The organism is Alistipes dispar, from assembly GCF_006542685.1.
Classification (GTDB): Bacteria; Bacteroidota; Bacteroidia; order Bacteroidales; family Rikenellaceae; genus Alistipes; species Alistipes dispar.
Genome location: NZ_AP019736.1, coordinates 2433189 through 2455668, shown reverse-complemented (window position 1 = coordinate 2455668; position 22480 = coordinate 2433189). Strand labels below are relative to the sequence as shown.

Below are 22480 nucleotides of genomic sequence, written 5' to 3'. Positions count from 1 at the left end.
GGTTCTTATTAAGATTCCAGAAACAGGGGGCCTCTCCGCTCCGGCCGCTTCCGGCCGCCTCTCCCGGGCCATCTGCCGAACCGTGCCCGGATCCCGCCCCGAGACGCATCACGCGGACCGGACGGACACGGCGGACAGAACCGCCCCCACAAAGATAACTTTTTTCCCGCAGACCCGAAAAAAAACGGTAAAAAGTTTTGAAAGCCAATGTTTTTTGCGTTACTTTGTCAGACATTAACACTTTTAACACTTTTTTTATGACAGGTAAAGTAAAATGGTTCGATAGCAAGAAAGGCTACGGATTCATTACGGCGGAGAACGGCAAGGAGATTTTCGTGCACTTCTCGGGAATTGCAACGGATGGTTTCAAGTCGCTCAACGAAGGTCAGTCGGTCCAGTTCGAGGTAGGCTCGGGAGCCAAAGGCGAGCAGGCCATCAACGTAACTGTAGTTGAGTAAACTATAATTACCGATTTTCAGAGGGGGCTTTCGGCGACGGAAGCCCCCTTTTTTCTTGCCCGTTTGAAAAATATGTCGTATTTTTGGGCGGCCAAAATCCGAAACGGAAGGTTCAACAAAATACCATAAACCGAACAGAATCATGAAAGAAGCAATCGCAATCCTGACCGGCGGCGGACCGGCCCCCGGCATGAATACCGTGGTGGGCAGCGTCGCCAAGACGTTCCTGCGCAAAGGTTACCGCGTAATCGGCCTGCACGAGGGCTATACGGGCCTGTTCAACCCCTCGCCCCGCACCGTGGACATCGACTACCCGATGGCCGACGGCATCTTCAACCAGGGCGGTTCGTTCCTGCAGATGAGCCGTTTCAAACCGACGGACGCCGATTTCGAGAACAACTTCAACCTCAAGTTCTTCACCGACAACAACGTGAAACTGCTCGTGACGGTCGGCGGCGACGACACGGCCTCGACGGCCAACCGCATCGCCAAGTTCCTCGAGGCGAAGAAATACCCCATCGCCAACATCCACGTGCCGAAGACCATCGACAACGACCTGCCGCTGCCGAAAGGCACGCCGACGTTCGGCTACGAGTCGGCCAAGGACAAGGGTGCGGTCATCGCCCGCGCCGTCTATGTAGATGCACGCACGAGCGGCAACTGGTTCGTGCTGGCAGCCATGGGACGTTCGGCCGGCCACCTGGCATTCGGCATCGGCGAGGCGTGCCACTATCCGATGATCGTCATTCCCGAAATGTTCGACAAGACGGAGATCACCGTCGAGAAGATCGTGAACCTGGTCATCTCGTCGATCATCAAGCGTAAGATCATGGGCATGGACTACGGCGCCGCCGTCATTTCGGAGGGCGTGTTCCACGCGCTGTCGGACGAGGAGATCCGCAAGAGCGGCGTGCACTTCACCTACGACGAGCACGGACATCCCGAGCTGGGCAAGGTGTCGAAGGCGCACATCTTCAACGAGATGATCGAGAAGAAGCTCAAGGAGCTGGGCATCAAGGTCAAGAGCCGCCCCGTGGAGCTGGGCTACGAAATCCGCTGCCAGACCCCGATCGCCTACGACCTCACGTACTGCTCGGAGCTGGGTATCGGCGTGCACAAGCTCTTCGCCGAGGGCAAGACGGGCTGCATGGTTTACGTGGATTCGGAGGGCAACGTCTCGCCGCTCTACCTCAAGGACCTGCAAGACCCCGCGACGGGCAAGATTCCGCCCCGTCTGGTGGACATCAACTCGGACAAGTTCACCTCGGTGGTGGAGAACATCCTCAACGCCGTCACGCCGGCCGACTACGAGGCCGCCAAGCAGTATGTGGCCAACCCCGAGGAGTACGACTTCCACAAGATCCTCAACTGGAAATAATCCGGCGACGGATTTCACCGAACGCCCGGCGGGTCTTTCCGAGACCTGCCGGGTGTTTTTTTGCCCGCACCCGAACCGCCCCGCACGCTCAGAACAGCGCCGGCTGCACGGGGCGGATCGCAAGGCCGCCGCCCGAAGGGTGGAGATTCCACACCTCGCGGCCGCGGGCCAGGGCCCGGCGCAGGGTGTAGCGCGTGCCGCCCGGCGAACCGTCGTACCATGCCACGACGAGCGCGGCCCGATCGACCAGGAAATCGTTGCGCACGGCGTAACATCCCCGGCGATACCCTCCGGCGAGCACCTCCACCTCGTCGGCCGCGGCGACCGCACGGAGGAAACGCACCCGGTCGGCCGGAGAGAAGCGCTCCTCCTGCCCGCGGAAAGGGACGACGGCGACCAGCCGCACGTCGGGATGCGCCGCACGCAGCGTCAGCACGGCCTCGGCCGCCGCGAGGTCGAACCCCACGGCCATTCCCGAAAGAAACGTGCGGAACCCGCGTCCGTACAACCGCTCCACTGCGGCGGAGAGGCTCTCCGCCGCAGTCCCGTCGTACGTACGGTGCCCCGTGAAGGCGACCGATCTGCCGGAGTCTGCGATCATATCCCAAAGATAGGGCTTTGGCCCGGACTTTGCAAGCGATAAGGGCGTATCAAAACTCAATCATCATGAAAAACACAGCCACTATCATCGCATCCATGCTGGGCGGCATGGTCATCGGAGCCACGCTGGCCATGCTGCTCACGCCTCAGTCGGGACCCGAACTGCGCCGACAGATCAAGGACTTCGCCAACGACGAACTCGACAAGGCGAAAGCCGCCGCCCGGAAAGCCCAGGGAAAGGCGGAAGAAAAGATCGAGGAGGTGCGCGGCAAGGCCGAAGGCAAATAGCCGCACATACGCTCATGGAAAACAAACCCTCCGGAGGACGGTTCCTCGTGGCGCTGCTCGCCTTCGCGCTGACGGCAGCCACGGGGATCGTGCTGCTGCTCACGACGCTGGTTGTCTGGCTCTCGGCGCTCACCGGGTCGCTCGTCACGGCGACGCTGATCGTCAGCGGCCTCTGCTTCCTCCTCGCCGCCGCGATCTATGCGCTGGCGCTGCGTGCGCCGATCGACCGCATACAGGATCAGGTCGAGACGATCTACGACGTGGCCCACGCCGCCAAAACGGGTTACGAATGGCTCTCCGGAAAGCTGCAACTCTTTCTCGCCGTGCGCGAGGAGCTGCGCAAGGAGTGATACGGAAAAATCCGGATGCCAGCAGGCATCCGGATTTTCCATGCGTCCCGGTCCCGAAAGGACGGCCCGCATCAGCTCAGAAACTCCACGAACACGTTCGTATAGCTCTCGCCGATGCGCAGCGTCAGTCCGAATCTCTGCCCCGGATAGGGCCAGTCGGTCAGCGCGAAGACCAGTTTCCGGCCCCGCTTCTCGCATCCGATCTGTCCCTCCCCGTCGAGAACGAACTCGAAATCCTCGGTCGGCAACGTATAGACCACCTCCTGCCCGAGGTGGTCGTAATTTTCGATCGTCAGCACCGTATCGCCCCACTCGGGAAGCCCGTGCCGCTGCGGCTGCGCCGTGACGAACTTGACGACGACCCCCTTGGAGCCGTTCTCCCCGTCGGGCAGGGACGAAACAACGTAGAACTTGAGCAGGTTCGCACCGCTGCCGTCCAACGGCAACGCCACGCACTGCGACGGGAACTGCATCGCGGCGGCGGAACAGACTGCCGCATAACCCTGTCCCGGCGATACGGCGGCTTCCGGAACCGGATTCCTCAGCGACGCGATCCGGACTGCCCCCAGCCCCGATGCCTCGCCCAGCATGAAGAGCGAGCAATCGCCCCCGCTGACGAAGTTTCCGGCATCGTTGATATAGATGTCCGAATCGTCCAGCAGCGTCCTGCCGTTGTGCTCGTCGAGCATGTTGAGCATGACGGTTCCGGCGGGATCGCCCGGCGTATCGTCGTCGGAACAGGAGGCGATCCCGAAGGCCAGCGCCGCACAGACGAGCGGCAAAAGAAAGCGTTTCATATCGTTCGTTTTTTACGGATTCGTGTAACCGGAGCCAAAGATAGGAAAAAATCGCGCACCCATACCGTTCCGGCACGAAAAAAGAGCGGCGCCCTTGCGGGAGCCGCTCCTGCCTGAACCGGTTACGGTTCGGATTATTTGCCGAAGTAGCGCTTGTACAACCCCTCGAAACCCTTGCCGTGACGGGCCTCGTCCTTGGCCATCTCGTGCACCGTGTCGTGTACGGCGTCGAGGTTCTCCTCCTTGGCCAGACGTGCCAGACGCATCTTGTCCTCGCAGGCGCCGCACTCGGCGTTCATGCGCTTGAAGAGGTTGGTCTTCGTGTCCCATACCACTTCGCCAATCAGCTCGGCGAACTTCGAAGCGTGCTCGGCCTCCTCCCATGCGTAACGCTTGTAGGCCTCGGCGATCTCGGGATAGCCCTCGCGGTCGGCCTGACGGCTCATCGCCAGGTACATGCCCACCTCGGTGCACTCGCCCATGAAGTGATTCTGCAATCCTTCCCACAGCTCCTTGCTCGCGCCCTTGCCGTCGCCGAGCTTGTGGACGGTCACGAAGTCGAGGTCGCCCTCCTGCTCCACCACTTCGACGAATTTCTCCTTGCCGACCTTGCACATCGGGCACTGCTCGGGAGCCTCCGGACCTTCATGAATGTACCCGCATACGGTACAACGCCATTTCTTTGCCATAATTTCAGAATGTTTGTGTGTTACTATTTGTGTGTAGCGTGTGTTCGCACTGCAAAGGTAACGATTCGCCGCGAAGTGGAGGCACAAAACCGATCGGCTTTTTTTATGGCCCGATAAGGCGAACCTATACCCGCCGCTGCCCGGACCGTCCGCCCCGTCGCAGCGGCACGTATTTCCCGCCCCGGCCCAGACGCTCCGCACCCTGAATCCGCCGCAGACGCTATCCCCTGCGGTCGATCGCCTCCTCGATCGCGGGCACGTCCGTCGAATCCTTCACCAGCACGCGCTTGTCCCGATCGAAGAGGTAGAGCGCCGGGATGGCGTGGAAATCGTAAAGCCCCTGCTCGCGGATCACGCACCCGCGGTCGTAGGCATTGATCCACGCGGCCGGCATCCGCTCGCGGTACTCGCGCCACGCCGCGAGGTCCTCGTCCGGATAGAGCGCCAGCACGCGGAGCCGGCCGCGCTCGATCATCTCCGAGAGCATCGGCGACGAGGCGATCTCCTCGCGCAGCCGGCGGCACATCGGGCAGCCGGGATTATTGACGAAGAGCAGCACGTACTCGGCCTCCAGCCCGTACAGCGTTCCTCCGGCTCCCGAAGCGAGCGTATAGCGGAAATCGTTGGCACGCTGCCCGACACGGTTCTGCATCGCCATCCTCAGGTCGTACTCCGGCGCGATGCGCTCGTACTCGTCGTACCAGGGCGCGGCCAGTTGCGCCCGAAGGACGGGAATGTAGAACTCGTCGTTGCGCAGCGGCGAATTGGGATCGTGCAGCACCCCGTCGGCCAGCATCGAGAAGTAGTCGAGCATCGGGCGCGACACGGCGGCGCGGCGCATGAGCGAGTCCATCGGCGCAGGGTCCGCCGGACGGTCCGACAGCACCATGACGTACCGCGCGAAGGTCTCGAACATGCCGGACGTATCGGCCCGGGCGAGGAAGAGCGTGTCGGCGAAGTCGAAGCCGTCCCAATAGTGCAGACGGAGGTAGTCGCGCCGTCCTTCGGGCGTGAGCTGCACCGGAGGCTCGGGCGGCAGGTAAACGCGCGGCAGGTCCGCGGCCTCCGTCCCGGCATCGGCCGTCCGCACCGGACGGGAGCCGCATGCGGCCAGACAGCACGCCGCGGCGAGAATCAACACAATGCGTCGCATAGCGAATCGGTATTCGGGTGTCGGAAACAAAGATACGAAAATCCGGCGACAAATCCTCCGTCCCGGCGCGGAAAGACGGCAGAACCGTTTTGCACGGTCCTTGCAGCCGTCGCATCGTTCAAAACCAATCAACAGATTATGGATGCAAAAAAAACTACCACAAGCACGGGGTTCAAACTGAGCGTCATGACCCTGGCGATCATGAACGTCACGGCCGTCGTCAGTCTGCGCGGTCTGCCCGCCGAGGCGGTCTATGGCCTATCCTCGGCCTTCTATTACCTGTTCGCAGCCATCGTGTTCCTCATTCCGACGGCCATGGTCGCCGCCGAGCTGGCCGCCATGTTCTCCGACAAGCAGGGCGGCGTGTTCCGCTGGGTCGGCGAGGCCTACGGAGCGCGCACGGGTTTTCTGGCCATCTGGCTGCAATGGATCGAATCGACGATCTGGTATCCCACCGTCCTGACCTTCGGAGCCGTGTCGATCGCCTTCATCGGCATGAACGAGGCGCATGACATGACGCTGGCCTCGAACAAGGCCTTCACGCTCGTCGTGGTGCTGGTCATCTACTGGGTCGCCACCTTCATTGCGCTCAAGGGACTGGACTGGGTCGGCAAGATCAGCAAATGGGGCGGCATGATCGGCACGATCATCCCCGCCGGACTGCTCATCGTACTGGGCGCGATCTACCTGGCCACCGGAGGCCACAACCACATGGACCTTTCGCAGGGTTTCTTCCCCGATCTCTCGAAATTCGACAACCTGGTGCTCGCCAGCAGCATCTTCCTCTTCTACGCCGGCATGGAGATGATGGGCATACACGTCATGGACGTCAAAAACCCGGGCCGCAACTACCCCCGGGCCATCATCATCGGCTCGCTCGTCACGGTCTGCATCTTCGTTCTGGGAACCTTCGCGCTGGGGTTCATCATCCCGGCGGGGGACATCAGCCTCACGCAATCGCTGCTCATCGGCTTCGACAACTACTTCAGCTACCTGCATCTTTCGTGGGCTTCGCCCGTGATCGCCGTGGCGCTCATGTTCGGCGTGCTGGCCGGTGTGCTGACCTGGGTCTCGGGCCCCTCGAAGGGCATCTTCACCGTCGGCAAGGCGGGCTACCTGCCTCCGTTCTTCCAGAAGACCAACCGCAACGGCGTGCAGCGCAACATTCTCCTCGTGCAGGGAGGTGTCGTGACGCTGCTCGCACTGCTCTTCGTGGTGATGCCCTCCGTGCAGTCGTTCTATCAGATTCTCTCGCAGCTCACCGTACTGCTCTACCTTATCATGTATATGCTCATGTTCTCGGCAGCGATCGTGCTGCGCTACAAGATGAAGTCCGCGCCCCGCCCCTTCCGGCTCGGCAAAGGCAACGGCCTCATGTGGCTGCTCGGCTGCCTGGGCTTCTGCGGGGCGCTGCTGGCCTTCGTTCTGAGCTTCGTGCCTCCCGGACAGATCGCCACAGGCAGCAACACGGTCTGGTATTCGGTGCTCGTCATCGGCTGTCTGGCGGTCGTGGGCGCCCCCTTCGTGATCTACGCCCTGCGCAAGCCTTCGTGGCGCGACCCGCAGGCCGCCGCCGACTTCGCCCCCTTCCATTGGGAACGGACCGAAACCGCAGCAGATGCAGCGGCGAAACCCGCGGCAGCGGCGAAACCCGCGGCAGCGGCAAAATCCGCGCGAAAATCGAACGAAGGCGAATAACATCAGACATCCGCAAAACCTTACCATCATGATTCAGAAAATCGACAAACAAACGGTCCGGGCGGCCGTCGAAGCCGCCTACGACCGCTGCAAGGAGGAGCAGGGCGGCAAGAACGCCGACTACATCCCCTACCTGGCCGGCGTGCCTTCGACGCTCTTCGGCATCGCGGCCTGTCTGCCCGACGGCGACGTCGTGGCGGTCGGCGACACGGACTACGTCTTCGGCATCGAATCGGTGTCGAAGGTCCCCACGGCGATTCTCGCCATGGACCAGTACGGAGCGAAGGAGATCCTCGACCGGATCGGCGCCGACGCCACGGGGCTGCCCTTCAACTCGATCATGGCGCTGCTGCTCGAAAAGGAGCATCCCTCAACCCCGCTCGTGAACGCCGGAGCCATCTCGGCCTGCTCGATGATCCGCCCCACGGGCGACGCCGACGGCAAGTGGCGGGCCATCGTCTCGTTCATCGCCGATCTGACGGGCTCGGAGGTCGAAGTGATAGACGAACTCTACCGGTCGGAGACGGCGACCAACTTCAACAACAAGTCGATCGCCTGGCTGCTGAAAAACTATGCCCGCATCTACGACGATCCGGAGCTGTCGCTCGACCTCTACACGCGGCAATGCTCGCTCGGCGTGACGGCCCGCCAACTGGCCGTCATGGCCGCCACGATCGCCTCCGGGGGCGTGAATCCCCTGACCCGCAAGGAGGTCTTCAAACCCGGGCTGGCGCCGAAGATCACGTCGATGATGGCCACGGTCGGATTTTACGAACACACGGGCGACTGGCTCTTCACGACGGGCCTTCCGGCCAAAACGGGGGTCGGCGGCGGCATCATGGGAGTCGTGCCCGGCGTGATGGGCCTCGCGGCCTTCGCCCCGCCGCTCGACGAAGCCGGCAATTCGGTCAAGGCGCAGCGGGCGCTGGCCTACATCGCCGGACGCCTCAACCTCGGCGTCTTCGGTACGACGCGCTGCGTCATGGCCGAACCGGAACCCGCCCCGCAGGCGTAGCTCCTCCGGACAGACGGGACACCGGAACGGCCGCCCAAAAGACGCGACTCTTTCGTGCGGACTGGACACCGAGCAGCCGTCCAAAAGACGGCGGAACGGTCGGCATGTCCCCGAAAAGCCGCCCGGCAACCCCGCTTTCTTACGACTTCACCCCTGCCGGAACAAGTTCCGACAGGGGTGATCTTATCTCCGGAGGTTCGCCGGAATCTCCCGGCATCCGCCGGGGCGATAACTCCGCGCACCGGCCTCCGGACGCGCTTCCCGGGAAAAGCCGCCGGCATGCTCCGGAACGATCCGCCCGTCCTCTCCGTAGGCGGAATCCGTCCGCCGATACCCCCGGCCGCGGCCGTCGTCAGAAACTGTAACGCAGACCGACGAGGAGCGAACCCGAGGCACCGACGCCCGCTTCGGCATAGGCCGCGAGGCGCCCGCCGACAGTGACGCCCACGGGCGACACCTGATAGGCGAAGCGGGTCGCATGCTCGCTCTCGCCGCCGGATTCCGCCTCGGAGAAGACGGCTCCGACGGCCGCCCGGGAGTAGAGCGACACGATCTTCAGGTTGAGCCACGTCCACTTCACATTGGGCATGACGGCCCAGTAGCGGTTCCTGATCTCGGTGTTCGTGCCCTTGATCTTCTGCTCGTTGGTCGAGCAGACCACCTGCGCGCCGATGCTCAGCGGCCCCAGCAGGCGGAGGTTGTACCCCACGGTCACGGCTCCCCAGCCCGAGATGTCGGTCTTCGCGTCCGATACCAGATCCTTGATCGCACTGAACGAATCGCTCCAGTTCGACGTGGGCGCATAGCCGTACGATACGGTGATTTCACTGCGTTGCGCCTGCACGCAAAGCGGTGCGGAAAGCAGCGCGACGGCTGCCAGAAGCAAAATTCTCTTCATACCAATCCATTTATTGTCAATACGTTCCCCTGCAAAGGCCGTGCAGGCCCGACGCCGCGCCGGATTCGCCCGGTCCGCACGCCCGCCGCCGGCCCGGCAGGGGGTTATCCGGAGACAAATATAGCAAAAATCCATACGGCGTCAAATCCTCCGTTCCGGCCGGGCCCCGCCGCGCGAAAAAAAGGAGCGTCCGGGAAACAACCCCCGAACGCTCCTTTCGATGCGGGACACGAGCGCTGCGCGCTACTCCTGCCGCTCCACGTCGCGGAACAGCCCGACGTCCTCCGTCGGGGAGTTCATCACATAGGTATAGGCTTCGGCGATCTTGCCCTCGGCCAGCTTCGAGAAGATGCGTGCCGACGGGGCGTACTCCTCCGACTCCCCGGCCTGACGTGCCAGCAGATAAGAGATGATGATATGTCCGGCGGTCTCCACCAGACGGCGGGCATGGAAGTCCTTGAACCCGGCGCACTCCTTGTCGCCGGCCTCGACGCGGGCCACCATCTCCGAAAATTTCACCGTCAGCTCCCTGAGCTTGGCCACGACCGGCCGCATCGTCTCCGCATACTCCCCGGCGGCGTAGCGCTCGATCTGCTCCATGAACGTCCCCTTCGTCACGGCGTTGATGGCCGCCACGACCTGCAACTGCGAGGTTCCCTCGTAGATATTCATGATGCGGGCGTCGCGGTAGAGCCGCTCGCAGGGGTAATCCTTCATGAAGCCCGAACCGCCGTGAATCTGAACGGCGTCGTAGGCCAGCTGGTTGGCGTATTCCGACGAAAAGAGTTTCACGAGGGGCGTGAAACCGTCCGCCAGCCGGTTGTAGAACTTCATCTCCTGACGCTCCTCCGGCTCCAGCGAACGCTCGTGCGAAATGTGCGTGTACTGCTTGTAGATCTCCACGAAGCGCGTCGTCTCGTACAGCAGCGCACGGGCGCCCTGCAACTTGGCCTTCATGTTCGAGAGCATCTCCGAAACGGCGGCGAAGCGGATGATCGGCTTGCCGAACTGCTCGCGCTCCTGCGCATACTTGAGCGCCTCGCGGTAGGCGGCCTCGCACAAGCCCACCGACTGCGCGCCGATGCCCAGACGGGCGGCGTTCATCAGCGACATCACGTATTTGATAAGCCCCATCTTGCGGTCGCCCACGAGTTGCGCGGGGGCGTTCGTGAAGACCAGCTCGCACGTCGGCGATCCCTTGATGCCCAGCTTGTTCTCGATACGGCGCACCTTCACCCCGCCGTCGCGCTTGTCGTAAACGAGCATCGACAGGCCGCGCGCGTCGGTCGTACCCTCCTCGGTGCGCGCCAGCACGAGCGACACGTCGCCGTCGCCGTTGGTGATGAAACGCTTCACGCCGTTGAGCAGCCACGTCTGCCGCTCCTCGGACCACGTGGCCTTGAGCATCACGGCCCCCAGGTCCGAACCGGCGTCCGGCTCCGTGAGGTCCATGGCGCACGTCGCGCCGGCCGACACCCACGGCAGGAACTTCTGCTTGATCTCCTCCGAGGCGAACTCGTTGAGCGTCTCGGCACAGTCCTGCAAGCCCCAGATATTCTCGAAGCCGGCATCGGCCCGGGCCACCATCTCGTTGGCCATGACGAAGCAGACGAGCGGGAAATTCAGACCGTCGTACTTGCGCGGAAGCGTCAGACCGCTCAGTCCGGCATCGACGATCGCCTTCATGTTGCGCACCGTGCCCGAGGCGTACTCCACGTGGTCGTTCACCACGCGCGGGCCTTCGTGATCCACCTCCTCGGCATTCGGGGCGATCACGTCGCCGCACACCTCTCCGGCGATCTCCAGCACGCGGCGGTAGCTGTCCATCGCGTCGTCGAAATCCTGCGGCGCGTAGTCGTAGAGGTCCTTCTCCACGAAGCCGCGCTCCTTCAGCTCCACGATCCTGCGCATCATCGGATGCCCCAGGTGGAACTGCAAATCCTTGTTATCTGAAAAGAAATTAGCCATTACTTCGAGTTTTGCTTGTAGTACTTGATCATCTTGGGAATCACCTCGTTCACGTCGCCCGTGATGGCGTAGTCGGCGATCCTGGCGATCGGCGCGTCGGGATCGGTGTTGATCGAAATGATCATCGACGACTGGTCCATGCCGGCCGTGTGCTGAATCTGGCCCGAAATGCCGCAGGCGATGTAGAGTTTCGGACGCACCGTGACGCCCGTCTGGCCGACCTGGCGCGCGTGCTCCGTGAAACCCGCATCGACCGCCGCACGGCTGGCGCCCACCTCGGCGCCCAGCACGTCAGCCAGTTCGTGCACGAGGCGGAAGTTCTCCTTCGATCCCATGCCGTAGCCTCCGGCCACGATGATCGGGGCGCCCTTGATGTCGATCCGGCGCTCCTCGATCTGGCGGTCGATGATCCGCACCGCCAGGTCCGTATCCTTCACGAAGCGCTGCCAGTCGATCCGCTTCACCTCCCCGGCGGCAGGCACGGCGGCGTACTCCTTGCGCATCACGCCCTCGCGGACGGTGGCCATCTGCGGCCGGTGGTCGGGATTGACGATCGTGGCGATGATGTTGCCGCCGAACGCCGGACGGATCTGATACAGCAGGTCCTTGTACTCCCGGCCCGTCTTGGCGTCCTTGTGGTCGCCGATCTCGAGCTGCGTGCAGTCGGCCGTGAGGCCGCTGTGCAGCGCCGACGAAACGCGCGGCGCGAAGTCGCGGCCCACGGGTGTCGCACCGAACAGCGCGATCTGGGGCTTTTCCTGCTCGATCAGCCCGCACATCACGGCCGTGTGGGGCAGCGTGCGGAAGGGATTGAAAATCTTGTCGTCGGCCACCCACACCGTGTCGGCGCCGTAGCGGGCCAGCTCCTTTTCGATACCGTCGAGCGACTCGCCCAGCGCCACGGCTTCGGTCTTCACGCCGAGCGCGGCGGCCAGCTCGCGGCCTTTGGTCAGCAGTTCGAGACTCACGTCGGCGATCCGGCCGCCCTCCATCTCGATATATACGAATACGTTGTTCATCTCTAAAGCGCTTTAACCGAGCGTGTGGCTCGCGATAAGTTCAACCATCAGTGATTCGATCTCGGCGTCGGCGGCCGTGAGGCGCTTGGCCTCCTTGGCGGCGAACACCACGTTTTCGATCTTCTTGACCTTCGTGGGCGAACCCTGCAGGCCGAGCTGCGTCTCGTCGGGATCGACGTCGGCGGCCGCCCACTCCACGATCTGCAGGTAGGGCGTCGCGGCGGCGCGCTCCGCAGCGGGCGATCCGGCGGCCGCGGCGATCTCCGATCCGGCCAGCGCATACTTGTACTTCATCACACGTTTGGCGTTGCGCGGACGGCACTCGGCGGCCGAGGCATTGACCGTCACCACGGCGGGCAGCGGACACTCGACCGTCTCGACGCCGTGCTCCAGCCGGCGTTTCACGACCAGCGACCCTTCGCGGATCTCGAGCACCTCCTCGGCATAGGTCACCTGCGGAAGGCCGAGCTTCTCGGCCACCTGCGGACCCACCTGCGCCGTGTCGCCGTCGATGGCCTGACGGCCCGCAACGATCAGGTCGGGGGCGATCCGGCGCAGCGCGCACGAGAGGGCGTAGGAGGTGGCCAGCGTGTCCGAACCGGCGAACTTGCGGTCCGAGAGCAGATAGCCTCCGTCGGCGCCGCGGAACATCGCGTCGCGGATGATGTCGGCGGCGCGCTGCGGCCCCATCGTCAGAATATGTACCGTGGCCCCCTCGACGGCGTCCTTGAGCCGCAGAGCGGCCTCCAGCGCATTGAGGTCCTCGGGATTGAAGATGGCCGGCAGCGCCGCGCGATTGACCGTCCCTTCGGGCGTCATCGCATCCTTGCCCACATTGCGGGTGTCGGGCACCTGCTTGGCCAATACGACAATTTTCAACGGTTTTTTCATAGCAGTTATTTAGGTATTGAACTATCTTTCGATCGTCTCGCCGCGGTCGGGACCCACGGAGATGATTTTCACGGGCACGCCCGTCTCGCGTTCGATGAACTCCACGTAGCGGCGGAACGCCTCGGGGAAATCCTCGTAACGGCGGCAGGCCCGCAGATCGCACCGCCACCCCTCGAAGTCGGTGTAGATGGGCTTCACGCCCTCCGAAATCGTATAGGGGAACTCCGTCGTACACCGTCCGTCGATTTCGTAGGCCGTGGCCACGCGGATCGTCTCGAAGTCATTCATCACGTCCGACTTCATCATGATGAGCTGCGTCACGCCATCGACCATGATGGCGTACCTGAGCGCCACCAGGTCCAGCCACCCGCAGCGGCGCTTGCGTCCCGTGACGGCGCCGAACTCGTGGCCGAGCCGGCACAGCCGCTCGCCCGTCTCGTCGAAGAGCTCCGTGGGGAACGGACCGCTGCCGACGCGCGTGCAGTAGGCCTTGAAGATGCCGTACACCTCGCCGATGCGGTTCGGGGCCACGCCCAGACCGGTGCAGACGCCCGCCGTCACGGTGTTCGACGACGTGACGAAGGGATACGACCCGAAGTCCACGTCGAGCAGCGTGCCCTGCGCCCCTTCGGCCAGCACCGACTTCTCCTGCGCGAGGCAGCCGTTGATGAAATATTCGCTGTCGATGATGCGGAACCGCCTGAGGTATTCCACGGCCTCGAACCACCGGGCCTCCAGCTCCGCGATGTCGTACCGGTAATCCAGATCGCGGAGAATCCGCTCGTGGCGGGCCTTGGCCTTCGCGTAGATCTCCCGGAAATCGGGGCTCAGCAGGTCGCCGACGCGCATGCCGTTGCGGCTCACCTTGTCCGTATAGGTCGGGCCGATGCCCTTGCCCGTCGTACCGATCCGCGCGCTGCCCTTCGCGGCTTCGTAGGCCGCATCGAGCATCCGGTGCGTGGGCAGGATCAGATGGGCCTTCTTCGAGATGGCCAGCTGCCGCGTCAGGTCGTGCCCGCTGGCTGCGAGCGCCTCGGCCTCCTCGCGGAACAGGATGGCGTCGATCACCACGCCGTTGCCGATGACATTGGTCTTTCCGCCCTGAAAAATGCCGGAAGGGATCGAACGCAGAACATATTTCTCACCGCCGAACTCCAACGTGTGACCGGCATTGGGACCGCCCTGGAACCGGGCCACCACCTCGTAACGGGGCGTCAGCACATCCACGACCTTTCCCTTGCCCTCGTCCCCCCATTGCAGGCCGAGGATTACGTCTACTTTTTTCATTGTAACCGGTAAAAGTTTAGTGCAAAAGACATTTTTTGCATCCAAAGGTACGAAATATTCTCCGAAAAGCCGCATCGGACACGGGGACTTTTCAACAAAATGTTAAAGCAGCGTCCTGCGGGAAAGCCGCCGTGCGCATACCGCCGCACGGCCCTACCGTTCGACCACCTTCGTCGGCCCGTCGAACCGCAGCGCGCCGAACCGCTGCCCGGACGCCACGTACAGGAGCGCGAGCGACGGACAGCCGCGCACGTCGGCCAGCTCCATCCAGCGGGCGCACTGCGAGAGGTCGAGCGTTCCGAAGCCGCAGCCGCGACCGCCGAAACGCGTGAGCGAGGCGTTGGTCGAGAGGTTCAGCTGCCGCAGCGGGTTGCCTCCGCAGTCGAGCGATACGAGCGCGCGCAGCCCCTCGACGTCGAGCGACGCGAGGCGGTTCTCCGAACAGTCGAGCCGTTCGAGCCGCGCGAGGGCGCTCACGTCCAGCCGCACGAGGTCGTTGCCGCGGCAGTCCAGCTCCCGCAGATTGGCGAATTCGGCCACGTCCGCCAGCGACGCGATGCCCCGCCCGGAGCAGTCGATCCGCACGACGCGCTGCGCCTCGTAACGCGAGATGCGCCCGTTGCCGTCGAGATCGAACTCCCCGAGGCAGTAGGCCTCGAAGGTCTTGTCGGAAAAAGTCGGATAGATGTATTTGTTCTCCTCGTCGCGCTCGTCGTCGGCCAGGCCGCAGGCCGTGACCGACACCAGGACGAGTGCGGGGAGCAGGCGTTTCATGGCCGTCGTCAGATGTCCACGTCGTCGTCGGAGCGGTCGGCGCTTTCGGCCCCGTCGTCCTCGCCCTGGAGGTCGTCCGCCCCCTTGATGTCGTCGTCGTAGAAGTCCTTGTCGTCGTCGTCCTGCGAGTGGTCGTCGATCTTCACGTCGATCTTCACCAGATAGGACACCTCGTCCGTTTCGAACGGAACGGCATAAAAAAAGTCTCCGTTGGGTTTGTCCACCCGCATCATCGCGTCGGTGAATCCCAGGGGATACTTCTCCTTGACCGCATCCTGCAGTTCAGCACTCAAATTGTGAAAACTCGTTACGATATGTTTCTTCGCCGTATTCTGTTTAGCCATACTGATAGTGCTTCGAAATTTTCTGCAATTATAAGCAAAATTTGCATATCGCACCGCATCCGCAATTTTTTTATTGCATTTTTTTTGTTTTCGCCCCATCTTACGGACAAATTGCGTACCTTTACGCAGGTTATATTCGCACGATCGCAACGCCGCGCCCGTACCGGCGGCCGTTTCGGCAGGCCCGGACCTCCGGGAAAGGGAGCAGAGGGTACGTCCGGGAATGCGACCGTCCCTATACAATGATTTCGATGATACGCCAACGGATCGAGGAGCTGCGCCGGCAGCTCGACTACCACAACCATAAATACTATGTCGAAAACGCGCCCGAAATCTCCGATTTCGACTTCGACGCGATGATGCGCGAACTCCAGGAGCTCGAACGCGAACATCCCGAATACGCCGACCCCGCGTCGCCCACGCTGCGCGTGGGCAGCGACCTCGGAGCCGAGTTCCGCACCGTGCGTCACCGCTACCCCATGCTCTCGCTGGGCAACACCTACTCGCTCGACGAGCTGCACGAGTTCCTCGGACGCATCGAACGCGAGGCAGGCGCGACGGACTACGTATGCGAGCTGAAGTTCGACGGCACGGCCATTTCGCTCACCTACGAACACGGGCGGCTCGTGCAGGCCCTCACGCGCGGCGACGGCGTCGAGGGCGACGACGTGACGGCCAACGTCCGCACGGTGCGCTCCGTGCCGCTGCGGCTGCGCGGCGAAGGGTGGCCCGAACTGTTCGAGATCCGCGGCGAGGTGCTGATGCCCTACGCCTCGTTCGACCGCCTCAACGCCGAGCGCGAGGCCAACGGCGAACAGCTCTTCGCCAACCCGCGCAACGCCGCCGCCGGAACGCTCAAGCAGCAGCAGTCGGCCGTCGTGGCGCGCCGCGGGCTGGACTGCACGCTCTACCAGCTCACGGGCGACGACCTGCCCTTCGCGACCCATTGGGAGAGCCTCGAAAAGGCCCGCGAATGGGGCTTCAAGGTCTCCGGCGAGGCGCGCATCTGCCGCAGCGTCGCCGAGATCGACGCCTTCATCGCCCATTGGGACGAGGCGCGGCGGCAACTGCCCTTCCCCACCGACGGCGTGGTCGTCAAGGTGAACGACTTCGCCGTGCGGCGGCAACTGGGCTTCACGGCCAAGGCTCCGAAATGGGCCGTGGCCTACAAGTTCAAGGCCGAGCAGGCCCTGACACGCCTCGAAAGCGTCTCCTTCCAGGTGGGCCGCACGGGCGCCGTCACCCCCGTGGCGAACCTCGATCCGGTGCTGCTGGCCGGAACCACCGTGCGCCGCGCGACGCTGCACAACGCCGAACAGATGGCCCTGCTGGACATCCGCCCGGGCGACATGGTCTACGTGGAGAAGGGCGGCGAGATCATCCCCAAGATCACGGGCGTGGAGCTTTCGGAGCGTCCGGCCGGCAGCCGGCCGTTCAGCTACATCGACCGCTGCCCCGAGTGCGGCACGCCGCTGGTGCGCTACGAAGGCGAGGCGAAACACTACTGCCCCAACCAGAGCGGCTGCCGCCCCCAGATCATCGGACGCATCCTCCACTTCATCCGCCGCAAGGCCATGGACATCGAGGGCTTGGGCGAGGAGACCGTCGAACTGCTGTACGACAACGCCCTGCTGCACGACATCGCCGACCTGTACGACCTGCGTGCCGAGCAGCTCGCGCCGCTGCCGCGGCTGGGCGAGAAGTCGGCCGACAACATCATCCGGTCGATCCGCCGCTCGGCCGAAGTCCCGTTCCGGCGCGTGCTGTTCGGACTGGGCATCCGCTTCGTGGGCGAAACCACGGCCAAATACCTCGCCGAGCACTTCCGCTCGCTGGAGGCCGTGATGCACGCCTCGCGCGAGGAGCTGGTCGAGGCGGACGAGGTGGGCGGGAAGATCGCCGACGCCATTCTCGAATACTTCGCCGACGCCGGGAACCTGCGGATCATCGACCGCCTGCGCCGCGCCGGCGTGCAGTTCGAGGCCGCGGCGCGCGAGCTGGCCTCGGAGTCGCTCGCCGGAAAGAGCCTCGTGATCTCGGGACGCTTCTCGCGCAGCCGCGACGAGATGAAGGAGCTGATCGAACGGCACGGCGGGCGCAATCTCGCGGCCGTGTCGGGCAGCGTCGATTACCTCGTCGCCGGGGAGAAGACGGGCCCCGCGAAGCTCAAGAAGGCCGAGAAGCTGGGCATCCGCATCCTCTCCGAGGAGGAGTTCCTGCGCCTCGTCGCCGAAGGCCCCTCGGCCGCGGACGACGACATGCCCCGCCCGGCGGACGGCAATGCAGCCGGCTCCGCGCCGGAAGACGGCGGAGGAACGGCCCCGGACACGAGCGGCGAATCCGCACCCGGAAGTTCTCCGGCAGCCGGCCCCGCACCGGAGGACGGGAAGGACGCGACCCGCCCCGGAACCGTCCCGGCGGATAGCGGCGAAACCGCCGCCACGAAGGACAATGCCGGAAAGACCCCGGCCGCGACCCGGCAGGGCGAACTGTTTTAGAAACCGAAAAAACGAGAATACCATGCAAGAATCCAAACTCTCCGGCGTGGGGGCCGCGATGATCACCCCCTTCACCCCCGACGGCCGCGTGGACTACGAAGCGCTGGCCCGCATGATCGACTACGTGATCGACGGCGGCGTGGACTACATCGTGGCGCTGGGCACGACGGCCGAAACCCCCACCCTATACATGCCCGAACGGGCCGTGATCGCCATGTTCATCACCAACCAGATCGCCGGCCGCGTGCCGCTGGTGATGGGCTGCGGCGGCAACTCCACCTCCGAAGTGCTCGACCAGTTGCGCGAGTTCGACCTGCGGGGAGCCGACGCCATCCTCAGCGTCACGCCCTACTACAACAAGCCCTCGCAGGAGGGGCTGTACCAGCACTTCCGCACCGTCTCGGAGCACTCGCCGCTGCCCGTGATCCTCTACAACATCCCGGGCCGCTCGGGGGTGAACATGACCGCCGGAACGACGCTGCGCATCGCCCGCGACTTTCCGAACGTCATCGGCATCAAGGAGGCGTCGGGGCGGATCGACCAGATCGAGCAGATCCTCCGCGAACGCCCCGAGGGGTTCCTCGTGCTCTCGGGCGACGACGGCATGACCCTCGACGTGATGCAGCGCGGCGGCGACGGCGTGATTTCGGTGGCGGCCAACGCCTTCCCGCACCGGTTCATGCGGTGCGTGAACCTGGCCAAGACGGGCGATTTCGACGCGGCCCGCAGCGAATACGCCGCGCTGGACGAGGCGGTGAAGGCACTCTTCGAGGAGGGCAACCCCGTGGGGGTGAAATGCGCCCTGGCCGAAATGGGGAAAATCGGTCCCACGATGCGCCTGCCGCTGGTCGAAGGCTCCCCCGCGCTGCGCGAAAAATTCCGGAATCTGATCCGCAGGTACGATTTGTGCTGAAAAATACGTTCGTACCGGGAACCAATACGACGCATACGATGAAACGACTCCTGTCATTCGCCCTGCTGCTGCCGGCACTGGCCGTGGCCAAAGTCCCCGTCGAGGAGGACATCCTCGACCGGATCACGGACACCTCGTCCCCGTACTACTACACGGGGCTGATGATGCGCTACAACGCGGGCGACGAGACCCTCACCGACGAGGACTACCATTACCTCTACTACGGCTACGCCTATCAGGACGCCTACAAGCCGCTCAACACCAATCCCGATCTGGACCGGGTGCTGCTCCTGGCCTCGGGGCTGGACCCCGACACGCCCGACGTCGGGACGCTCGAGGCGATCATCTCGGCCGGGACCGACGCCCTCGCGCGCGACCCGTTCAGCCCCAAGCTGCTCAACCTGATGTCCTACGCCTACGGCGCGCTGGGAGACAAGGAGCGCGAACGGGCCTACTCGAACCGTATGAACGGCATCGTCCGCACGATCCTCTCGTCGGGCGACGGTTTCACGCAGAAGACCCCGCGCCACATCCTCATGTTCGACCACGCGCTCGACGTGCTGACCGTCGAAGGGTTCTCCTACGACAAGTCGCGCGTCATCAGCCGCACGGTGGAGTTCGTGCCCCTCACGTCGCCCTACGTCGTGGAGGGCAAAAAGCGCCGCGGCTTCTACTTCGACTTCAGCCGCATCTACCGTAACAAACCCGAGGGCTACACCTACAAGCGCGACCGCACGTGGCAGTTCAACAACCTCAAACCCCGCACCTACAAATGACCCGCACGCTCCGCCGGTTCTGCGTCCTGCTTGCCGTCGCGGCCCTGACGCCCGCCTGCTCCGACAAGGAGGAACCGGGCTACACGCCGCCCGAGACGGCCGCGCAGACCCACCTGATGTATATGCCTTGGTCGGGCAACCTCACCTCCTACTTCCGCACCAACATCGAGGACATGGCACGTGTCGTGGCCGAAGGCATTCCCGCCGACGTGCGTGTGCTGGTTTACTTCATGGAGTCTCCCGACGAAGCGTCGCTGTTCGAACTCTACCGCAGGGGCGGCCGGTGCGAACGCCTCACGCTCCGCACCTACGACCCCGCGCCCGACTTCACCGCGGCCGAGGGCATCGCCTCGGTCCTCGGCGACGTGAAACGCGAGGCCCCCGCCCTCCGCTACTCCATGAGCATCGGATCGCACGGCATGGCATGGCTTCCGGCCGTCTCCTCCGTCCCGGCGCGCGCCGCCGCCCCGGCCCGCCGGGAATACTGGGAGCACGCCGCTCCGGACCGCCCGCTGACCCGCTGGTTCGGCGGAACCTCCCCCGATCACCGGACCGAAATCGCCACGCTGGCCGAAGCCCTCGCCCGGACGGGGCTGCACATGGAGTACATCCTCTTCGACGACTGCTACATGTCGTCGGTCGAGGTGGCCTACGAGCTGCTCGGGGTCACGGACTACCTCATCGGTTCCACGTCGGAGATCATGGCCTACGGATTCCCCTACGCCTCGGCGGGCCGCCACATGCTCGGCGAGGTGGACTACGAGGGCATCTGCGACGCCTTCCACGCCTTTTACAGCACCTATACCTATCCCTACGGCACGATCGGCGTCACGCGCTGCGCCGGGCTGGAGAAGCTCGCCGACATCATGCGGCGCATCAACGCCGCGCACGCATTCGATCCCGGCAGGCTCGGCGACCTCCAGCGGCTCGACGGCTACACCCCGACGCTCTTCTTCGATCTGGGGGACTACGTGCGCCGCCTCTGCTCCGACGACGACGCCCTGCTCGCGGAGTTCGAGAAGCAACTGGACGCGACCGTCCCCTGGCACCGCCATACGGAGGAGTACTACTCGATGGCCAACGGCGTCAATCCGATCCGGACCTTCTCGGGCATCACGACCTCCGATCCGAGTGCAGATCCCGAAGCGGCGATCGACCGGCAGCAGACCGCCTGGTGGCGCGCCACGCACTGAGGCGGCGGCACCCGGATACACGACGAGCGGCCCTTCCCGACGGAAAGGCCGCTCGTTATCGTAACATGCACGCACGTGCGCGCTATTCGTACTGTCCGGACTTGAGGCGCTCGACCTCCTCGCGCGTCAGGAAACGCCATGCGCCGCGCTTGAGGTTTTTCTTCGTCAGACCCGCATAATAGACGCGGTCGAGTTTGGTGACCGTATAGCCCAGCGACTCGAAGATACGGCGCACGATGCGGTTGCGGCCCGAGTGAATCTCGATTCCCACCTCCTGCTTGTTCTCCTTCACATAGGAGATTTCGTCGGCGTGGATCTCGCCGTCCTCGAGCGTCACGCCCTCGGCGATCCGGTCCATGTCGGCGCGCGTCAGGGGCTTGTCGAGCGACACCTGATAGATCTTCTTCTTGCGGTACGACGGGTGCGTGAGCTGCTTGGTCATGTCGCCGTCGTTGGTGAAGAGCAGCAGCCCGAGGCTGTTCTTGTCCAGACGCCCCACAGGGTAGATACGCTCCGTGCAGGCTCCGCGGACCAGGTCCATCACCGTCTTCGCGGCATGGGGGTCGTCGAGCGAGGTGACATAGCCCTTGGGCTTGTTCAGCACCAGATAGACCTTCTTCTCGCCCTGCACGCGGCTGTCGTTGAAACGCACCTCGTCCGTGGGCATCACCTTCGTACCCAGCTCCGTGACGATTTTGCCGTTCACCGAGACGAGCCCCGCCGTGATGAAGTCGTCGGCCTCGCGGCGCGAGCAGATGCCCGACTGGGCGAGGAAACGGTTCAGGCGCATCTCGCCCGTCTGTTTCGCAGGGTCGTATTTCGGATAGGAGGCAGGCGCCCCTTCCCGGCGGGCGGCCGGTTTGCCGAAACCCGGCCTGCGATCGCCGGCGGGTCTGCCGCCGGACTTCCGGTCGCCGGATTTCCCGCGGAACCGGTCACCGGACGGATGCTCCCCGTGCGGTCTGTCGCCGAAGGTGCGATCGCCGGGTTTCCCGCCGAAACGCTTCGCACCGAATGCGGGTTTCCCGCCCGGCGTGCGCGGCTTGTCGCCGAACGAACGGTGCGGGTGCTCCCCGTCCTGCCGGGAACGCTCGCCGAAGGCATGCGGCTTCGCGCCGAACGCACAGCGCGGACGCTCCTCTCCCGAACGGGCCCGGTCGTCGTCGAATACCCGGCGGGGCCGTTCGCCGGAATCGCGCTGCGGACGCTCGCCGCGCGGCCTGTCGAACGCCGGACGGTTGTCCGCCGTGAAGTGGGGGTTGTAGGAGGCCCGTCCGGCGGGCTGCTCCCGGTACGGCTGCTCCGAATCGGCAGCGTCACGCTGCGAACGCGGGCGACGCTCGACGCGTTCCGCCGTAGCCTTCACCGTGCGCACGCGCTTGTCGCGTCCGAATCGCGCGAGCACCGGGGTCGAGTCGTTTTTCTGATCTTTCATCTTTCCATTCGATTAGTTGGAACCTCCGGCCTGCGAAACCGCACCCCGGCCGTCCCGG

The 22480-nt window shown here is 64.1% G+C and carries 22 protein-coding genes; 10 read left to right on the top strand and 12 right to left on the bottom strand.

The window, feature by feature from the left end:
• Window positions 1-257 precede the first annotated feature (257 nt).
• Entirely contained in the window at window positions 258-458 is a 201-nt protein-coding gene (locus FME97_RS10345; RefSeq protein WP_141429560.1) for a cold-shock protein, read from the top strand.
• A 142-nt stretch (window positions 459-600) separates the two neighbouring features.
• The gene (locus FME97_RS10340; protein WP_141429559.1) at window positions 601-1836 is read left to right on the top strand and encodes a 6-phosphofructokinase; all 1236 of its coding nucleotides are present in this window, start codon (window positions 601-603) and stop codon (window positions 1834-1836) included.
• A gap of 88 nt (window positions 1837-1924) precedes the next feature.
• On the opposite strand, the gene FME97_RS10335 is transcribed toward FME97_RS10340, so the two are convergent.
• Window positions 1925-2437, bottom strand: coding sequence for an SLOG family protein (locus FME97_RS10335; RefSeq protein WP_141429558.1), 513 nt, complete (start codon window positions 2435-2437; stop codon window positions 1925-1927).
• Window positions 2438-2502: 65 nt separating this feature from the next.
• On the opposite strand from FME97_RS10335, the gene FME97_RS10330 reads away from it, so the two are divergent.
• Both FME97_RS10330 and FME97_RS10325 read left to right on the top strand, forming a co-directional pair.
• Window positions 2503-2724 carry a YtxH domain-containing protein gene (locus FME97_RS10330; protein WP_141429557.1) on the top strand — a complete coding sequence of 74 codons (222 nt, stop codon included), beginning with the start codon at window positions 2503-2505 and terminating at the stop codon, window positions 2722-2724.
• A gap of 14 nt (window positions 2725-2738) precedes the next feature.
• Complete coding sequence (locus FME97_RS10325) at window positions 2739-3074, top strand: hypothetical protein (protein ID WP_141429556.1); 336 nt, start codon at window positions 2739-2741, stop codon at window positions 3072-3074.
• Window positions 3075-3145: 71 nt separating this feature from the next.
• On the opposite strand, the gene FME97_RS10320 is transcribed toward FME97_RS10325, so the two are convergent.
• The 3 genes from FME97_RS10320 to FME97_RS10310 all read right to left on the bottom strand — a co-directional run bounded on the left by FME97_RS10320 (window position 3146) and on the right by FME97_RS10310 (window position 5713).
• The gene (locus FME97_RS10320) at window positions 3146-3871 is read right to left on the bottom strand and encodes a DUF5036 family protein (RefSeq protein WP_141429555.1); all 726 of its coding nucleotides are present in this window, start codon (window positions 3869-3871) and stop codon (window positions 3146-3148) included.
• A 134-nt stretch (window positions 3872-4005) separates the two neighbouring features.
• Window positions 4006-4560, bottom strand: a complete 555-nt coding sequence (locus FME97_RS10315) for an NADH peroxidase (protein ID WP_141429554.1) — start codon at window positions 4558-4560, stop codon at window positions 4006-4008.
• Between the two features lie 220 nt (window positions 4561-4780).
• Entirely contained in the window at window positions 4781-5713 is a 933-nt protein-coding gene (locus tag FME97_RS10310) for a DUF5106 domain-containing protein (RefSeq protein WP_141429553.1), read from the bottom strand.
• Window positions 5714-5851: 138 nt separating this feature from the next.
• Between FME97_RS10310 and gadC the strand changes: the two genes are divergently transcribed.
• The gene (gadC, locus tag FME97_RS10305; RefSeq protein WP_232522872.1) at window positions 5852-7411 is read left to right on the top strand and encodes a putative glutamine/gamma-aminobutyrate antiporter GadC; all 1560 of its coding nucleotides are present in this window, start codon (window positions 5852-5854) and stop codon (window positions 7409-7411) included.
• Between the two features lie 28 nt (window positions 7412-7439).
• Window positions 7440-8426, top strand: a complete 987-nt coding sequence (glsA, locus tag FME97_RS10300; protein WP_141429552.1) for a glutaminase A — start codon at window positions 7440-7442, stop codon at window positions 8424-8426.
• 352 nt (window positions 8427-8778) lie between these two features.
• Here the strand turns inward: glsA and FME97_RS10295 are convergent, their stop codons facing one another.
• The 7 genes from FME97_RS10295 to FME97_RS10265 form a co-directional block, all read right to left on the bottom strand.
• Window positions 8779-9324 (bottom strand): outer membrane beta-barrel protein, encoded by a 546-nt coding sequence (locus FME97_RS10295; RefSeq protein ID WP_141429551.1) that lies wholly within the window; start codon window positions 9322-9324, stop codon window positions 8779-8781.
• Window positions 9325-9567: 243 nt separating this feature from the next.
• Complete coding sequence (locus tag FME97_RS10290; protein WP_141429550.1) at window positions 9568-11292, bottom strand: acyl-CoA dehydrogenase family protein; 1725 nt, start codon at window positions 11290-11292, stop codon at window positions 9568-9570.
• Window positions 11292-12311, bottom strand: a complete 1020-nt coding sequence (locus FME97_RS10285; RefSeq protein ID WP_141429549.1) for an electron transfer flavoprotein subunit alpha/FixB family protein — start codon at window positions 12309-12311, stop codon at window positions 11292-11294. The genes FME97_RS10290 and FME97_RS10285 overlap by 1 nt, the downstream gene beginning before the upstream one ends.
• A 12-nt stretch (window positions 12312-12323) precedes the next feature.
• Complete coding sequence (locus FME97_RS10280; protein WP_141429548.1) at window positions 12324-13202, bottom strand: electron transfer flavoprotein subunit beta/FixA family protein; 879 nt, start codon at window positions 13200-13202, stop codon at window positions 12324-12326.
• 21 nt (window positions 13203-13223) lie between these two features.
• Window positions 13224-14489: an adenylosuccinate synthase gene (locus tag FME97_RS10275; protein WP_141429547.1), complete on the bottom strand. Its 1266-nt coding sequence runs from the start codon at window positions 14487-14489 to the stop codon at window positions 13224-13226.
• A gap of 153 nt (window positions 14490-14642) precedes the next feature.
• Window positions 14643-15263: a leucine-rich repeat domain-containing protein gene (locus FME97_RS10270; protein ID WP_141429546.1), complete on the bottom strand. Its 621-nt coding sequence runs from the start codon at window positions 15261-15263 to the stop codon at window positions 14643-14645.
• Between the two features lie 8 nt (window positions 15264-15271).
• Window positions 15272-15607, bottom strand: coding sequence for a hypothetical protein (locus FME97_RS10265; RefSeq protein ID WP_141429545.1), 336 nt, complete (start codon window positions 15605-15607; stop codon window positions 15272-15274).
• A 251-nt stretch (window positions 15608-15858) separates the two neighbouring features.
• Here FME97_RS10265 and ligA point away from each other — a divergent pair, with 251 nt between their 5' ends.
• From ligA to FME97_RS10245, 4 genes are read left to right on the top strand one after another with little or no spacing between them, the layout of a single operon-like run.
• Window positions 15859-18105: an NAD-dependent DNA ligase LigA gene (ligA, locus tag FME97_RS10260; protein WP_232522871.1), complete on the top strand. Its 2247-nt coding sequence runs from the start codon at window positions 15859-15861 to the stop codon at window positions 18103-18105.
• 22 nt (window positions 18106-18127) lie between these two features.
• Entirely contained in the window at window positions 18128-19018 is an 891-nt protein-coding gene (gene dapA, locus FME97_RS10255; protein ID WP_141429544.1) for a 4-hydroxy-tetrahydrodipicolinate synthase, read from the top strand.
• A gap of 38 nt (window positions 19019-19056) precedes the next feature.
• A complete protein-coding gene (locus FME97_RS10250; protein WP_141429543.1) occupies window positions 19057-19794 on the top strand; it encodes a DUF4919 domain-containing protein in 738 nt (245 codons plus the stop codon).
• The gene (locus FME97_RS10245) at window positions 19791-20987 is read left to right on the top strand and encodes a clostripain-related cysteine peptidase (protein WP_141429542.1); all 1197 of its coding nucleotides are present in this window, start codon (window positions 19791-19793) and stop codon (window positions 20985-20987) included. The genes FME97_RS10250 and FME97_RS10245 overlap by 4 nt, the downstream gene beginning before the upstream one ends.
• Before the next feature lie 82 nt (window positions 20988-21069).
• Here the strand turns inward: FME97_RS10245 and FME97_RS10240 are convergent, their stop codons facing one another.
• A complete protein-coding gene (locus FME97_RS10240) occupies window positions 21070-22422 on the bottom strand; it encodes a pseudouridine synthase (RefSeq protein ID WP_141429541.1) in 1353 nt (450 codons plus the stop codon).
• Between the last annotated feature and the right edge of the window lie 58 nt (window positions 22423-22480).